The organism is Massilia sp. Root351, assembly GCF_001425045.1.
Lineage (GTDB): Bacteria > Pseudomonadota > Gammaproteobacteria > Burkholderiales > Burkholderiaceae_D > Rugamonas.
The window spans coordinates 83061-98386 of the sequence record NZ_LMDJ01000006.1; the positions used below are offsets into that span (position 1 = coordinate 83061).

At 68.0% G+C, this 15326-nt stretch carries 12 protein-coding genes; 10 read left to right on the top strand and 2 right to left on the bottom strand.

Features of this window, described 5'->3' with window-relative positions; genetic code table 11:
- Positions 1-57 precede the first annotated feature (57 nt).
- From ASD15_RS10715 to ASD15_RS10755, 9 genes are all read left to right on the top strand, one after another.
- Complete coding sequence (locus ASD15_RS10715) at positions 58-1068, top strand: ABC transporter permease (RefSeq protein WP_229418150.1); 1011 nt, start codon at positions 58-60, stop codon at positions 1066-1068.
- Positions 1065-2045, top strand: a complete 981-nt coding sequence (gene yjfF, locus ASD15_RS10720; protein WP_057154842.1) for a galactofuranose ABC transporter, permease protein YjfF — start codon at positions 1065-1067, stop codon at positions 2043-2045. Before ASD15_RS10715 ends, yjfF begins: the two co-directional genes overlap by 4 nt.
- Before the next feature lie 32 nt (positions 2046-2077).
- Entirely contained in the window at positions 2078-3037 is a 960-nt protein-coding gene (locus ASD15_RS10725; RefSeq protein WP_057154843.1) for a glycoside hydrolase family 43 protein, read from the top strand.
- 55 nt (positions 3038-3092) lie between these two features.
- A complete protein-coding gene (locus ASD15_RS10730; RefSeq protein ID WP_057154844.1) occupies positions 3093-4037 on the top strand; it encodes a LysR family transcriptional regulator in 945 nt (314 codons plus the stop codon).
- On the top strand, positions 4034-5368 hold the full coding sequence (locus ASD15_RS10735; RefSeq protein ID WP_057154845.1) for a DUF3422 family protein: 1335 nt from the start codon (positions 4034-4036) through the stop codon (positions 5366-5368). Before ASD15_RS10730 ends, ASD15_RS10735 begins: the two co-directional genes overlap by 4 nt.
- Positions 5369-5401: 33 nt before the next feature.
- Positions 5402-6553 (top strand): esterase-like activity of phytase family protein, encoded by a 1152-nt coding sequence (locus ASD15_RS10740; protein ID WP_057154846.1) that lies wholly within the window; start codon positions 5402-5404, stop codon positions 6551-6553.
- Between the two features lie 103 nt (positions 6554-6656).
- Positions 6657-7277: a glutathione S-transferase family protein gene (locus ASD15_RS10745; RefSeq protein ID WP_057154847.1), complete on the top strand. Its 621-nt coding sequence runs from the start codon at positions 6657-6659 to the stop codon at positions 7275-7277.
- Positions 7278-7287: 10 nt separating this feature from the next.
- Positions 7288-8253: a pyridoxamine 5'-phosphate oxidase family protein gene (locus tag ASD15_RS10750; protein WP_057154848.1), complete on the top strand. Its 966-nt coding sequence runs from the start codon at positions 7288-7290 to the stop codon at positions 8251-8253.
- Between the two features lie 94 nt (positions 8254-8347).
- Positions 8348-11650: an EAL domain-containing protein gene (locus ASD15_RS10755; RefSeq protein ID WP_057154849.1), complete on the top strand. Its 3303-nt coding sequence runs from the start codon at positions 8348-8350 to the stop codon at positions 11648-11650.
- Here the strand turns inward: ASD15_RS10755 and ASD15_RS10760 are convergent.
- Together ASD15_RS10760 and ASD15_RS10765 are read right to left on the bottom strand one after the other, a co-directional pair.
- Positions 11610-12017: a hypothetical protein gene (locus tag ASD15_RS10760; protein WP_057154850.1), complete on the bottom strand. Its 408-nt coding sequence runs from the start codon at positions 12015-12017 to the stop codon at positions 11610-11612. The genes ASD15_RS10755 and ASD15_RS10760 overlap by 41 nt on opposite strands.
- Positions 12010-12519, bottom strand: coding sequence for a GAF domain-containing protein (locus ASD15_RS10765; protein ID WP_057154851.1), 510 nt, complete (start codon positions 12517-12519; stop codon positions 12010-12012). Before ASD15_RS10765 ends, ASD15_RS10760 begins: the two co-directional genes overlap by 8 nt.
- A 125-nt stretch (positions 12520-12644) precedes the next feature.
- Between ASD15_RS10765 and ASD15_RS10770 the strand changes: the two genes are divergently transcribed.
- Positions 12645-15158, top strand: a complete 2514-nt coding sequence (locus tag ASD15_RS10770) for a penicillin acylase family protein (RefSeq protein WP_057154852.1) — start codon at positions 12645-12647, stop codon at positions 15156-15158.
- Positions 15159-15326: the final 168 nt, after the last annotated feature.

The window sequence follows — 15326 nt, forward strand, 5'->3', positions numbered from 1 at the left end:
CCGAACGCAGCGGCTGCGTCCGGCGCAGCGCCCCGCAACAATTCTGAAAGCTTTGCCATGCTGTTGCAGCACCCACTCATGAAACCGCTGGCCGCGCTGTTCGCGCTGCTGCTGGTGGACCTGATCTTCATTCCCGGCTTCTTCCACCTTGAGTGGAAAGACGGCCACCTGTACGGCAGCCTGGTCGACATCGTCAACCGCGCCGCCCCGCTGATGCTGGCGGCGCTCGGCATGACGCTGGTGATCGCCACGCGCGGCATCGACATTTCCGTGGGCGCCGTGGTAGCGCTGTCAGGCACCGTGGCCTCGATGCTGATCGGCGGCACCATGGTGATGCACAACGGCGTGCCGGTGTACGAGGCCAACACCCCCATGCTGTGGGCGCTGTGCGCCGCCATGGGCGCGGCCATCCTGTGCGGCGCCTGGAACGGCCTGCTGGTGTCCACGCTCGGCCTGCAGCCCATCGTCGCCACGCTGATCCTGATGGTGGCGGGGCGCGGCCTGGCGCAGCTGCTGACGGACGGCCAGATCGTCACCGTCTACTACCAGCCGTTCTTCTTCCTCGGCAGCGGCTACCTGTTCGGCCTGCCGTTTTCGCTGTACGTGGTGGCGGCCGTGGTGCTGGCGGTGGCGCTGCTGATGCGCAAGACGGCGCTCGGCCTGTTCATCCAGGCGGTCGGCATCAATCCGGTGGCCGCGCGCCTGGCCGGCCTGAAGACCGCCGCGCTGATTTTCTTCGTCTACGTATTCTGCTCGGCCTGCGCCGGCATGGCCGGGCTGATGATCAGCTCCAACATCAAGTCGGCCGACGCCAACAACGCCGGCCTGCTGCTGGAGCTGGACGCCATCCTGGCCGTCACGCTGGGCGGCACCTCGCTGGCCGGCGGTAAATTCAGCCTGGCGGGCAGCATGATCGGCGCCCTTATCATCCAGACGCTGACCTACACCATCTACTCGCTCGGCGTGCCGCCGGAAGTAAACATGGTGGTGAAATCGGTGGTGGTGTTCCTGGTCTGCCTGTCGCAGTCGCCGGAATTCAAGCAGATCTGGAAAAGGAAAGCAGCATGATGGCCCAAGTGCGCGGCATGACGTCCGCCCCATACTTCACGTCCCTGGTGACGGTGATCCTGCTGCTGGCGATGTTCGCCGCCGGCGGCGCCGCCTACCCGGGCTTCCTGTCGCTGCAGGTGGTGCTCAACCTGCTGATCGATAACGCCTTCCTGCTGGTGATCGCCATCGGCATGAGCTTCGTCATCCTGTCCGGCGGCATCGACCTGTCGGTCGGTTCGGTGCTGGCGCTGGCCACCATGATCTCGGCCTGGCTGCTCAACAGCGCGCACTGGCCGCCGGCCGCGGTGATCGCGCTGGTGCTGGTGCTGGGCGCGCTGTTCGGCGCCGCGCAGGGCGCGCTGATTCACTACTTCAAGCTGCAGGCCTTCATCGTGACGCTGGCCGGCATGTTCCTGGCGCGCGGCCTGTGCTACCTGATCAGCATTAACTCCATCACCATCGAAGACCCGTTCTTCGTTGCCATGTCGCAGTCGCAGATCGAACTGCTGGGCGGCTTCCTGTCGCCGGGCGCCGTCATCGCGCTGGTGCTGCTGGGCGTGGCGATCTACGCCGCGCACTTCACGTCCTTCGGGCGCGCCGTGTACGCCATCGGCGGCAACGAGCAGTCGGCGCACATGATGGGCCTGGCCGTGGGCCGCACCAAGGTGCTGATCTACGCGCTGAGCGGCTTTTGCGCCGCGCTGGCCGGCGTGCTGTTCTCGTTCTACATGCTGTCCGGTTACGGCCTGCATGCGCAGGGCACGGAGCTGGACGCCATCGCGGCGGTGGTCATCGGCGGCACGCTGCTGAGCGGCGGCTACGGCTATATCGCCGGCGCGCTGTCCGGCGTGCTGATACTGGGCGCCATCCAGACCCTGATCGCCTTTGACGGCACGCTCAGCTCGTGGTGGACCAAGATCGTGATCGGCGCCTTGCTGTTCGTGTTCTGCGTGGTGCAGCGCCTGATGTCCATCGGCGCCAAGCAAAACCAATAACGAATCAAAAAGTACTGATAACTGGAGAAGACATGTTCAAGAAGTCCCTGCTGGCCTGCGCCATCGCCATGGTCGCAGCCGCGTCCGCGCACGCCGCGAATCCGCTGTTCAAGGATAAATTCACCGCCGACCCGGCCGCGCTGAGCGACAATGGCCGCGTCTACCTGTACGTCGGCCGCGACGAAGCGGAAGAGACGGGCAAGGACTACCTGATGAAGGAATGGCTGGTCTACTCCAGCTGCGACATGAAGAACTGGAAGTCGCACGGTTCGCCGCTGAACGTGCAAACCTTCCCGTGGGCGAAGAAGGACGCATGGGCCGCCGACATCACCAAGCGCGATGGCAAGTACTACTTCTATTCCACGGTGGAGCACAAGACCATTCCGGGCAAGGCTATCGGCGTGGCGGTGTCGGACAGCCCGACCGGCCCGTTCAAGGATGCGCGCGGCAGCGCCATCATCACCAATGACATGACCAGGGAAACCGATATCGCCTGGGACGACATCGATCCCGCCGTGTTCATCGACGACGATGGCCAGGCCTATCTGTACTGGGGCAACCAGGTGCTGAAGTACGTGAAGCTGAAGAAAAACATGATCGAGGCGGACGGTCCGATCCAGACCGTGGCGGTGCCGCACTTCACCGAGGCGGCCTACCTGCACAAGCACAAGGGCACTTACTACCTGTCCTGGTCGCGCGAGTTCCCGGAGGAGACTGCGTACTCCACCGGCCCGAGCGCCACCGGTCCGTGGACCTACCACGGTGTGATCATGAAGAAGAACGCGGTGGTGAAGACCATCCACCACGCCATCGTCGAGCACAACGGCAAGTCCTACATCTTCTACCACAACGACAAGCTGCCCACCGGCGGCGAGTTCCGCCGCTCGGCGGCCGTGGAGGAGCTGCACTACAACCCGGACGGCACCATCCGCTTCATTCCGCAGAGCGATGCGGGGCCGGCTGCGAACCCTAGTCCCGGCTGTAAAGGGTGATATCCATATTGCCGATATTGCGCCAAAGCGATATCGGCAATGATATGATTTACAGATGGATACCCTCAACCCGAACTGGTTTTTACGTGCCCGTCTGAAGACCCGCCAGCTGCTGCTGCTGATCGCTTTGGACGAGCACCGCAATATCCACCGCGCAGCCGAAGCGCTGCACATGACGCAGCCCGCCGCCTCCAAGCAGATCAAGGACCTGGAGGAGATGCTGGACGTGCGCCTGTTCGAGCGCCTGCCGCGCGGCATGGAACCCACCATCTACGGCGAAACCATGATACGCCACGCGCGCATGGCGCTCACCAGCCTGTCGCTGGCGCATGACGACGTGGTGGCGCTGAAGGCCGGCCTGGTGGGCCAGGTGGAGGTGGGCGTGATCATGACGCCGGCCATGTCGCTGCTGCCCAAGGCCATCGCGCGCGTCAAGGAGCAGGCGCCGCTGCTGCGCATCGGCGTCAAGCTGGAACCGAGCAACGTCTTGCTGGATATGCTCCAGCGCGGCAACCTGGATTTCATGATAGGCCGCATCCTGGAGCGGGACGGCACTTCCGGCCTGATCTACGAGGAGCTGACCGAGGAACCCGCATGCGCGGTGGGCCGCCCGGGCCACCCGCTGATGGCGGTGCAAAACCTGCAGCTGTCCGACATCGCCGGCCAGCCATGGATACTGCCGCCGCCGGGCAGCATCCTGCGCCACCGCTGCGACATGATGTTCCGCCGCGCCGGCCTGGAACCGCCCTCCAACGTGGTCGACACCACCGCCATGCTGCTGGTTGCGCCGCTGCTGCAGCAGACCGATTTCCTGCACGTGATGCCGCTGGAAGTGGCGCGCTATTACGCGGACCTGAATATCCTCAGCATACTGCCGATCGACTTGCCATGTAAAATGGACGCATTCGGCATCATCCGCCAGCAAGACCACTTACTATCGCCCGGCGCCGATCTGCTGCTGCGCGCCGTCCGTACCGCTGCCAAGGAAGTCCCTGCATGAGTATTGTGTATTCAAGCCTGAACCACTCGCTGCGCGTTCCGCTCGCGGCCGAAATCCACTCGCGTCCCTTCCTCAAGCTGGAAGCGCCGGAACTGATTTCCCATTTCGCCGTCTATCGCAATGCCGACAACGGCGCCGGCGCGCCGCTCGGCCACAGCCAGCACGCCACGCTGGGCGCGCTGTGCAAGCACTTCGGCGTATCCGCGCCGGCCGGCGACGCCAAGTACTTCTACCATGACTTCGGCCGCTTCCGCCTGAAGTGGGAATGCCACACTGAATTTTCCACCTACACCTTCGCCGGCCGTCCCGCCGGCGAAGCGGCCACCGAGCAGGCTTTCGAGCAAATGCCGGTCACGCATCTGCCGCAGGAATGGCTGCTGACATTGCAGGGCCGCCTGATGGTGGCGGCGCACGTGGTGCTGGAGCGCGGCCCGGCGCCGGCCGAGATCTTGCAGCGCGTGTTCGAGGGCACCACGCTGGCGGGCAGCCAGGTGATGCAGGGCGGCGAGCTGTTTACCGACTTCGCCATCCAGTCCGACGGCTTCAGCCGCTTCATCATCCGCGACGTGGGCATGCGCGCGCAGCAGGCCGGACGCCTGGTGCAGCGCGTGCTGGAGATCGAAACCTACCGCATGATGGCGCTGCTCGGCCTGCCGCAGGCGCAGCAGGCCGCGCCGGCGCTGAACGCGATCGAGGCCGAGCTGGTGAAGCTGGCCGGCGCCATGGTGCAGACCGACGCCGCGCAAGCCGACGGCGGCAGCGTGGACGGCGCCACCGAACAGGCCCTGCTGGGCGAGATCACGCGGCTGGCGGCGCGCATTGAAAAGCTGTCGCTGGAAACCAGCTACCGCTTTTCGGCCTCGAAGGCCTATTTCAGGCTGGTCAACGCGCGCATCGAGGAACTGCGCGAGGTGCGCATCGAAGGCATTCCGAACGTGGGCGAGTTCATGGACCGCCGCCTGGCGCCGGCCATGAACACTTGCGAAGCGCTGGCGGCGCGCCAGGAAGCGCTGGCGCGGCGGGTGGCCAACACCAATGACCTGCTGCGCACGCGGGTCGGCATCATCCAGGAACAGCAGAACCGCAAGATCCTGCAGTCGATGAACGCACGCGCGGCGCAGCAGCTGCGCCTGCAGCAGGCGGTGGAAGGCCTGTCGGTGGCCGCGATCTCGTATTACGTGGTTGGCCTGGTGGGCTATTCCACCAAGGCGGCCAAGGTGCTGGGACTGGTCGGCAACCCGGAAGTGGTGATCGGCCTGATGGTGCCGGTGGTGGTGGCGGGGGTGTGGCTGGCGCTGCGCAGTATGCATAAGAGGTTGCATACGGCATAATGGCGGCCTTGCCACTTTTGCCACGTTAGTTCTATGATCCGTCCCCTGGCCGCCGCCCTGTGCGCGGCAAGCCTGCTGTGCACCTTGCCGGCAGCAGCAGCAGCCACCCCGGCCGCCGCCGAACGCAGCGTCGCGAGCCTGCGCTTCATCGGCGAGCAGCGCATTCCACTCAAGCAGGACTTCAAGGGCACGTCCATCGGCGGCCTGTCCGGCGTCGACTACGACGCCGCCAGCGGCAACTGGCTGATGGCCAGCGACGACCGCAGCGCCATCAACCCGGCCCGCTTCTACACCGCGCGCCTGGACTACGATGGCAGCGCTTTCCGCAGCGTGCACATCACCGCCGTGGACAGTTTCAAGCAGGCCGACGGCAGCAACTACCCCGGCGTGAAAGAGTTCGACGCCCGCAAGAGCGGCGACGTGCCGGACATCGAGAGCCTGCGCGTCGACCCGCTGGACGGCAGCATCTGGTACAGCAGCGAGGGGGACCGCAAGCGCGGATTCGATCCCTTCGTGCGCCACGCGCGGCGCGACGGCAGCTACCTGGGCGAGGCGCGGCTGCCCGAGATGTTCCGCACGTCGAAGGAGCCGAAGGGCCCGCGCGACAACCTGGTCTTCGAAGGCCTGAGCTTCGCGCCGGACGGCCAATCGCTGTGGGTATCCATCGAGGGGCCGCTGTACCAGGACGGTCCCGTGCCCACGCCCGCCGCCGGCGGCGTGTCGCGTATCACCCGCCTGGACCGCGACGGCCGCATGCTGGCGCAGTATGCCTACGACATGGACGCCATTCCCGCCGCGCCGGGGCCGGGCCGCAACGCCGACAACGGCATTTCGGAAATCCTGGCGCTGGACCAGCACCGGCTGCTGGTGCTGGAGCGCTCCGCCGTGCAGGACACGGCCGGCGCCTACAAGAGCTACATCCGCCTCTACCAGATGGATACCGCCGGCGCCAGCGATGTGCGCGGGCTCGCGGCACTGGCCGGGGCCAGCTACCGCCCGGCCGCCAAGCGGCTGGTGCTGGACCTGAACACGCTTGGCATCCCGCTCGACAATTTCGAAGCCATGAGCTTCGGCCCCAAACTGCCCAACGGCCACGACAGCCTGCTGATCGTCTCGGACGACAACTTCGACAAAACCCAGTCCACGCTGTTGCTGCTGTTTGAAGTCCTGCCTGTTATTCCATAAAATGGAATACTGAATTGGTTTTGGTGGCGGTTCTCCTGGTAGGGGAAATAATCCACACTGTCGGTGTTGTATTTCGATAAACCGATCTCAAGGAAGCCCCACCATGAAACTGTATTCCTATCCGCTGTCCGGCCACGTGCACCGCGTCCACCTGTTCCTGTCCCTGCTGGGGCTGGAGCACGAGGTGGTGCAGCTCGACATCCGCAAAGCCGAACACAAGACGCCCGCCTTTCTCGCGCTGAACAGTTTCGGCCAGCTGCCGGTGCTGGACGACGGCGGTGTGGTGGTGCCCGATTCGAACGCCATCCTGGTCTACCTGGCCAAGCGCGAGGGCCGCAGCGACTGGCTGCCGGAAGACGCGCCGGGGGCGTCCAGCGTGCAGCGCTGGCTGTCGGTGGCCGCCGGCGAAATCGCGCATGGTCCGGCCGCCGCGCGCGCCATCGCGCTGTTCGGCCGCCCCGGAGACCAGGCCGAGATGGTGGCGCGCGCGCACCGCATCCTGGCGCTGATCGAAGGACAGCTGGAGCGCCGCAGCTGGATCGCCAGCGCCGCGGCCGCGCCCACCATTGCCGACGTGGCGCTGTATTCCTATGTCGCCCACGCGCCGGAGGGCGGCGTGGACTTGTCGGGCTACCCGAACGTGAGCGCCTGGCTGCGCCGCGTCGAGGCGCTGCCCGGCTTCGTGCCGATGCCGTCCGCGGCTGCCGCCAGCCTGGCCGCGTAAGGAGGCTGCCATGGACAGCCCGGTCAGCGACACGGTGGCATCGCCCTGGCATGCGGGCGAGGTGGCCCTGCAGCGCAGCTCAGGCATGGCCGAGCGCATGGACGCGCTGGGCCGCAAGGTGGTGCGCGGCTTCATGCCGGACCAGCACCGCGAGTTCTTCGCGCAGCTGCCTTTCGTGGTGCTGGGGGCAGTGGACCCGGCAGGCGATGTGTGGGCCACGCTGCGCGCCGGCTGTCCCGGCTTTCTGCACTCGCCGGACCCGCTGCGCCTGCAGGCGGCGCTGCCGCGCGAGCCGCTGGACCCGGCCGACGCCGGCATGGAGCATGGCAACGCGGTCGGCCTGCTGGGCATCGAACTGCACACGCGCCGCCGCAACCGGATGAACGGCGTGCTGCGGCGCAGCGGCGATGCGGCTTTCGAGATCGGGGTGCAGCAGTCCTTCGGCAACTGCCCGCAATACATCCAGCTGCGCGACTACGCCTTCAGCGAGCAGGCGCCGGACGCGCCGGAACAGCTGGCTGCGCTGGACGATGCCGCGCGCGCGCTGATCGCCGGCGCCGATTCCTTCTACGTTGCCACCTACGCAGACCTGGCCGGCGGCGAGCGCCAGGTGGACGTGTCGCACCGTGGCGGCAGGCCGGGCTTCGTGCGGCTGGACCCGGACGGCGGGCTGACCATACCCGACTTTCAGGGCAATATGTTCTTCAACACGCTCGGCAATATCGCGCTCAACCGGCGCGCCGGGCTGGTGTTCGTGGACTTTGCCAGCGGCAGCCTGCTGCAGATGAGCGGCACGGCCGAGCTGCTCGAGGGCCCGGCGGCCGCGCCCGGCCTGGCTGTGTTCGAGGGCGCACAGCGCCTGTGGCGATTCCAGCCGCAGCGCGTGGTGCGGCGCGCTGCGGCTCTGCCGCTGCGCTGGATTGCCCAGGACAACGGCGCATCGCCGGCAGCGCTGCGCACGGGCGCCTGGCAGTAGCCCGGCGCAGCGGGCGCGCGCTGTACGGTATGTGTGCCACGCGCGCGGGGCTTCGTCTAGAATGGGGAGGACTTCCGGAATAGCAGATGCCCCGATGCACACAGACCGAGTCCTAACCGAGCAAGCGCCGCTGAACGGAGACGAGCGGCTGACAGGCTTCAAGCGCCTGTTCGGCGCACGTCCGCACGTGGCGCTGCTGACAGACGCGCAAGGCCGCGTGCTGGCGGTGAACCGTTTTGCCGCCGCGCAGCCGGGCATGGTACGGCCGGGCATGCCCGCCGCTGCGCTGTATGCGCCCTGGGCCGGCAAACTGGTGCGCCTCGAGGGTTTCCCGGCGGCGCGCGCCTGCGGCTACTGGCGCGGCGAAATGGAGCTGGCCGGGATGGAGGAGGAGGCCGAGCCGGTGTCGCTGCTGATCGAGTATCAGCCAGCGGCCGGGGAGAGCCAGGAAACCTATCTGCTGCTGCACTACGACCTGGGCGACTTCGATTCCTACGACTCGCGGCTGCTGTTCAAGCGCCTGTTCGAAGCCCATCCGCACCCCATGTGGGCCTACGACCTGGTGACGCTGAGGTTCCTGGTGGTGAACGCCGCCGCCGTCACCAGCTACGGCTATACCGAGTCGGAATTCCTGGACATGACCATCCGGGACATCCGGCCGGAGCGGGAGCTGGCGCGCCTGGACGCCGACCTGGCGGCCACGCCGGCCAAGGGCGCGCAGCGCGCCGGGTACTGGCAGCACCGCAAGAAGGATGGCACGCTGATCACGGTGGACGTGTCCTCCCATTCGATTACCCTGGCCGGCCGCGCCGCGCGGCTGGTGTTTGCGCATGACGTGACCGAGAAGCTGCGCATGGAAGAGGCGCTGCACGCGTCCCAGGAAATGCAGCAGCTGGTGATCAACCACATTCCGCACCAGATCTTCTGGAAGGACCTGGACTCGGTGTACCGCGGCTGCAACGAGACCTTCGCGCGCGCGGCCGGAGTGGGCGGGCCGGCCTTCATCGCGGGCAAGCGCGATGCGGATTTGCCCTGGGCCGCGAACGCCGAACGCATCGTGGTGGATGACCGCACCATCATCGACACCGGCGAGGCCAACCTGAACCAGGAAGACCACATGCTGTTCGCCGACGGCAGCATGCACTGGTTCCTGATCAACAAGCTGCCGCTGCACGACGCGCAAGGCCGCATCATCGGCGTGCTGGGCACCATCGAGGACATCAGCCAGCGCAAGCAGGTGGAGCAGACGCTGGCGCTGCGCGGGCGTGCGCTGGAGGCCAGCGTGAGCGCCATCGTCATCACGGCCGAGGGGCCGGAGGGCAGCGTCATCGAATACGCCAACCAGGCGTTCGGCCAGCTGACCGGCCATGCGCCGGCCGCGGTGGCCGGCCATACGCTGGAACCGCTGCTGCAGAGCGGCGACGCGAACGGGCGCGAGGTGCTGCGCGCGGCCCTCAAGGCGCGCGCCGATGTCACCCGGCTGCTGCAGTGCCGCCACCACGACGGCTCGCTGTACTGGTGCCAGCTGCATGTGGCGCCGGTTCGCAGCGATGGCGGCGTCAGCCACCACGTGTGCGTGCTGAGCGACATGACGGAGCTGATCAACTACCAGGCCCAGCTCGAGCACCAGGCCAACCACGACGCGCTGACCCAGCTGCCCAACCGCCACCTGTTCAGCGACCGGCTGGAGCAGGCGCTCAGCTACGCGCGCCGCTACGGCCACGCGGTGTGGGTGGTGTTCATCGACCTGGACAACTTCAAGCTGGTGAACGACAGCCTGGGCCACCAGGCCGGAGACCAACTGCTGCGCACCGTGGCCGGCCGGCTGCGCGCCTGCGTGCGCGCCAGCGATACGGTGGCGCGGCTGGGCGGCGACGAGTTCATGCTGTTGCTGCTGGGCGGCAGCGAGGTGGCGCTGCCGCAAGGCCTGCTGCAGAACGTGCTGGAGAGCGTGGCCGCGCCGGTGCCGCTGGGCGAAACCGAGGTGGCCATCACCTGCAGCATCGGCGTGAGCGCCTTCCCGGCCGACGGCGACGACGGCCAGCTGCTGCTCAAGCACGCCGACATCGCCATGTACCGCGCCAAGGAAACGGGCCGCAACCAGGCGCAGTTCTACGAGCCGGCCATGCAGGCGCGGGTGGCCGAGCGGGCCGCCATCGAGATGGAGCTGCGCTACGCGCTGCCGCGCCAGGAACTGCGGCTGTACTACCAGCCCAAAGTGAGCCTGGAAACGGGAGCGCTGAGCGGCATGGAAGCGCTGCTGCGCTGGCCGCATCCCAGGCTGGGCATGGTGTCGCCGGACCGCTTCATCGGCGTGGCCGAAGACACCGGGCAGATCGTCGAGATCGGCCGCTGGGTGATCCGCACCGCCTGCGCGCAGGCGCGTGCCTGGCAACTGGCCGGTCAGGCGCCGCTGCGGGTGGCGGTCAACGTGTCGGCGCGCCAGTTCCGCGACCCCGGCCTGGCCGACGACATCGTGGCCGCGCTGCACGACACCGGCCTGGCGCCGCAATACCTGGAGCTGGAACTCACCGAAAGCATGATGATGCATAGCATCAGCGAGGTGCTGGCCACCGTAACGCGCCTGAAGGGCCTGGGCATCGCGCTGTCGATCGACGACTTCGGCACCGGCTATTCCAACCTGTCCTCGCTCAAGCTGCTGCCGCTGAGCCAGCTGAAGATAGATCAGTCCTTTGTGCGCGACATGCTGGACCAGCCCAATGTGTCGGCCATTGTGCGCTCGGTGATCGCGCTGGGCCACAGCCTGGGCTTCAGCATCATCGCCGAAGGGGTGGAGACCGAGGCGCAGCTGGCCTATCTGCGCTCCTGCGGCTGTGACGAGATCCAGGGCTACTATTTCAGCCGGCCGCTCGACACCGACGCCTTCACCGCGCTGCTGCAAAGCGGGCGGCGGCTGGTGCTGCCGGGCGCGCCCGACCCGGCGCAGCGCACCTTGCTGCTGCTGGACGACGAGCCGCACGTGCTGACCGCGCTCAAGCGCATGCTGCGGGTGGACGGCTACACCATCCTCACCGCGCAGAGCGCGCGCGACGCCTTTGACCTGCTGGCGCTGCATCCGGTGCAGGTCATCATCAGCGACCAGCGCATGCCGGAAATGAACGGCACGGAATTCCTGCGGCGCGTCAAGCAGCTGTATCCGGACACGGTGCGCATCATCCTGTCAGGCTATGCCGAGCTGGAGACGCTGATCAGCGCCATCAACACCGGCGAGATCTACCGCTTCTTCACCAAGCCGTGGGACGAGGAAGGGCTGCGCGCCAGCTTGCGCGAAGCGTTCCGCTACCAGGCGCTGATGCGCGGCGGAGCCAAAGACGGCGCGACAGCCGTCAGCCAGTTCAGCCCGCCGCCTCCCGGGGCGGCGCCGCCAGTGCGCTGAAGGCGTCCAGCAGAATGCGCGCGCGGAACGGTTTGACGATCACGCGGCTGACGGCGCGCTGGCGCAGCGCCGCCAGCAGTTCGCCGGTGCAGTTCACGGCCAGCACGGCGATCGGCATGCTGCGGCTGCTGACCGTGTCGCCTTCGCGGATTTGGTCCAGCAAGCCCAGGTCGTACGCGTCGCCGGCGTTGATGGCGATGATGGCGCCGGCAAAGCTGTGCTGGCGCAGCATCTGCCGCGCCAGCGCAGGACTGGCCGCTTCGTGGATGTCGGCCAGGCCGAGCGCGCGCGCGGTCAGCGCCACGGTCCGGCGCAGCATGGTTTCCGGCTCGACCAGCAGCATGGGCAGTGCGCGCGGTTCAGGCATGGGGAACCTCCGCCTCTGCTTGCGATTGCAGTTCCTGCATGACCAGGCCGCGCAGCGTGGACAGGATGGCCATCTCCACGTCGTCCAGCCGGCGCGGCCTGGTGTCGATGATGCACAGGGTGCCCAGCGCGTAGCCGTTGGGCAGCAGCAGCGGGGCGCCGGCATAGAAGCGGATGTGGGGCGGGCCGGTCACCAGCGGATTGTCGGCGAAGCGCGGATCGGCCAGCGCATCCGGCACCACCATGATCTCGGCGCGCAGGATGGCGTGGCTGCAAAACGACACGTCGCGGCCGGTTTCGCAGGCCGTCAGGCCGACACCGGACTTGAACCATTGGCGGTCGCTGTCGATCAGCGACATCAGGGCGATCGGCACGTCGAACTCGGCGGCGGCAAACTCGATCACGCGGTCGTAGCGTTCTTCGCGCGGCGTGTCCAGGATCAGCAAGGCGTACAGCGCAGCGATGCGCTCGGCTTCGTTGGGCGGGGTGGGGGCTGCAAGCATGGATAAGTTCCCATCTGGCGGTGCGTCCGCGGGTGCATCTACTTTACACCGGCGTTACAAATTAGTCAGCCCATTTGCGTTGGACTTCTGGCAATATTCCTTTGAGATTAATGATGGGGGAAGGTATGCGACAAGCGGGACTGGGACAATGGATCAAGCGCATCGTGCTGGCGCTGCTGTTGTTGCTGGCAATGGTGGGCCTGGGCCTGTGGTTCTTCCTGCGCGGCAGCCTGGCGCAGCTTGACGGGCGGCGCAGCGCGCCCGGCCTGTCCGGCACCGCCAGCGTGGTGCGCGACGGCCAGGGCGTGCCCACCATCAGCGGCAGCGACCGCAAGGACGTGGCCTACGCCACCGGCTTCGTCCACGCCCAGGACCGCTACTTCCAGATGGACCTGCTGCGCCGCGTGGCCTCGGGCGAGTTGGCCGAACTGTTCGGCGCGCGCGCGCTGCCGATGGACAGGGAGCACCGCCTGCACCGTTTCCGCGCGCGCGCCGAAGCCGCGCTGCAGGCCATGCCGGCCGCCGACCGCCAGCTGCTGGAGCGCTACGTGGCCGGCGTGAACGACGGCTTGAACAACCTGGGAACGCGGCCGTTCGAGTACGCGCTGATACGGGTGAGCCCGCGTCCCTGGAGCGCGGCCGATTCGCTGCTGGTGTTCTGGGCCATGTATTTCGACCTGCAGGGCAACCTGGAGGGGCGCGAACTGGCGCGCGGCTGGCTCAGGGAGCACGCCACGCCGGAGCAACTGGCCGTGCTGCTGCCGGAATCGACCCAGTGGGACGTGCCGCTGGACGTGCCGGCCAACCTGGCAACCGATCAGGCGGCCAGTCGGGCAAACCATCTGCCAACGAACCTGCCGCAGGCTGCGGCAGCCGCGCCGGCGCCGGGCGCGCCGTTCCCCGACCAGGCGCCCGCCTGGTGGGGCAAATCCGCCTCACCGGAGGGCGCCGCATCGGGCCGGGTCGCCGCGCTCGACGGCCGCGATGGCGCGCAATGGCACGGCATGGTGGGCAGTAACAACTGGGCTGTGGCGGGCAGCCGCAGCCAGGGCGGCGGCGCCATCGTGGCCGACGATATGCACCTTGGCATCCAGCTGCCGCACATCTGGTACCGCGCCGTGCTGATGGTGCCGGACGGGCACGGCGCCACGCGCCGCGTGGCCGGCGTGACCCTGCCCGGCGTGCCGCTGGTGGTGGTCGGCAGCAATGGCCACGTGGCCTGGGGCTTCACCAACAGCTACGGCGACTACGCCGACCTGGTGACGCTGGAAACGGACCCGGCCCATCCGGGCAAGCTGCGCACGCCGGCCGGCTGGGAGACCCCGGTGGCGCACCAGGAGTCCATCCTCGTCAAGGACGCCGCCAGCGAGACCTTCGTGGTGCGCGAAACCTCGCTGGGGCCGGTGCGCGAAGTGGCGGGGCGCAGCTACGCGCTGCACTGGGTGGCGCACGCCAGGGGCGCGGTCAATTTCGTGGCCGCCGGACTGGAGACGGCCAGCACGGTGGACGACGCGCTGGCCGTGGCCAACCGCTCCGGCCTGCCGGCGCAGAATTTCGTGGCCGGCGACAGCAAGGGCAATATCGGCTGGACCATCGCCGGTCCGCTGCCGCGCCGCGCGCAGCCCGGCCTGGCTTCGACCTTCCCCCTGGCGGGCGAGACGCAGGCGGCCGGCTGGAACGGCCTGCTCTCGCCGGACGCCTATCCTGCGGTGCGCAATCCAGCCGACGGCCAGCTCTCCACCGCCAACAGCCGCCAGCTGATGGGCGCCGGCCACGGCAAGCTGGGCGACGGCGGCTTCGACCTCGGCGCGCGCGCGCACCAGGTGCGCGGCGCCGTGGCCGCGCTGGGCGCGAAGACCGACGAGCAGGGCGTGTACAGCGTGGCGCTGGACGACCGCGCGCTGTTCATGGCCGGCTGGCGCGACCGCGCGCTGGCCGCGCTGGACGACCAGGCGGTGGCCGCCGGGGACGCCCGGGGCGCGCAGCGCGCTGCGGCGCGCGAGCTGCTGCGCAAGAGCTGGAGCGGCCACGCCAGCGTGGAGTCGGTGGGCTACCGCATCTCGCGCTCCTTCATGTGGTCGCTGTACGAGCTGCTGTACGGCGGCGCCAGCGCGGAGATGGGCAAGCTGGCCGGTAAAGCGGACATGGCGGCGGCCAGCTCGCGCTGGCCGGTGGTGGTGGCGCGCCTGCTGGACGAGCAGCCGGCCGGCTGGCTGCCGCCGCAATACGCCAGCTGGAAGGAACTGCAGCTGGCCGCCATCGACCACGCCGTGGCCGAGCTGACCAGGGATGGCAAGCCGCTGGCCGGTGCCACCTGGGGCGAGCGCAACAGGCAGGAGATCGCGCATCCGATCGCCTCAGCCGCGCCGGCGCTGCGGCGCTGGCTCACCGCGCCGGCCGACCCGCTGCCAGGCGACAGCCACATGCCGCGCGTGGCGGGCCGCAAGTTCGGCCAGTCCGAGCGCATGGTGGTCTCGCCGGGCAAGGAAGAACAGGGCATCTTCAACATGCCGGGCGGGCAGAGCGGCCATCCGCTGTCGCCGTTCTTCCTGGCCGGCCACGCGGACTGGGTGAGCGGCAAGCCCACGCCTTTCCTGCCCGGTGCCGCACGGCACACGCTGACGTTCGTGAAGCCGTAAGACCGGCGCGGCCGGTCGATTCTCGCGTCGGCGCACGGTTGTCGCCGTGTGCCCATTCCCGCGCCGCGTTGCGCCGGCGCTGCGGGACGACGCCGGGCGCGCCACATATTTCTGTTGACTGCCGGCCCATGATTGCCTATCATCGCTAAAAATGACAACGTTGGACAT